A 1,057-nucleotide genomic window follows, 5' to 3' on the forward strand; every position below is an offset into this window, starting at 1 on the left:
TTACGACTTGGTGCGCGATAGCTGACACCCTGCCCTGAGCATGCGAACGGCCGTGCGGGACGATCATGATTGTGACGTCAGGATGGGCCCGCACGGCCTTGAGCCATCGTATCTGTACTGGCATCCCGCGCCGCCGCTTAAGCAAGCTGATCGCGGAGCTGGCCGAGCCGTGGACGGCCCGTGAGGAGTCCCGGCTGCGTGAACGCCGAGGCCATGACCGGCAGCGCGCCGCAGGAGCCGGCCCCGACCATGAACTCGTCTTCACCGACCGGGTCATTGCCACTCTGGTCGTGCTGCGCTTCCAACTCCCGCACGCCGCCCTCGCCCTGTTCTACGGCGTGGACCGCTCCACGATCACCCGCGCCGTTCACGGGGTGCGCCCCTTACTCGCCGCCCGGGGCTTCGCCGTCCCCGCAGCCCCTGACCTGCGGCTTCGGACCCTGGTTGACGTTTTCGCCTACGCCGCCTCCCATGGCGTGGAGTTGCGGATCGACGGAACCGAGGTGAGAGTGCGCCGACCCCGGGCGAACAGGCCCGGGCGGCGGGCTTTCGTCTCCGGCAAGATGAAGCAGAACACCAAGAAGGCCACCGTCATCAGTGACGAGAAGGGCCGCACGTTGTGGACGGGGGCCTTCCGGCCCGGTCGTATGCACGATCAGACGGCGCTGAAGACCGAGGGCATCTGCGATTTGTTCGAGCGGTTCCCCCAGGTGAGGGCCAAGGTGGACGCCGGCTACCGGGGCCTGGCCAAGCAGTTCCCCGACCAGGTCGAAGCCCCGCCACTGAAGCCGAAGAAGGACGCCCCGCCCGAGGAAGTGGCCGACTGGGAGGCGGCCCGCACGAAACAGTCCTCCGAACGGATCCCGGTCGAGCACGCTAACGCCGAGCACAAGCAGTGGCGGCCCCTCCAGCGGTGGATCGGACGCCGCGAGTACTACGACGAGACCCACCTGGCCATCGCCGGTCTGGTCTCCGACCGCACAGCCATGCGGTAATCACCCACCAGCCAACCCTCCAGGCCAGCACGCCCCACCCTCAATCGCGCACCAAGTCGTTA

At 67.7% G+C, this 1,057-nt stretch carries 1 protein-coding gene; it reads left to right on the plus strand.

The window, feature by feature from the left end:
• Nucleotides 1-65: 65 nt before the first annotated feature.
• Complete coding sequence (locus ABZ904_RS51360) at nucleotides 66-995, plus strand: transposase family protein (RefSeq protein ID WP_361831256.1); 930 nt, start codon at nucleotides 66-68, stop codon at nucleotides 993-995.
• Nucleotides 996-1,057 lie beyond the last annotated feature (62 nt).

Origin of the sequence: Streptomyces sp. NPDC046900 (assembly GCF_040644975.1) — a bacterium.
GTDB lineage: Bacteria > Actinomycetota > Actinomycetes > Streptomycetales > Streptomycetaceae > Streptomyces.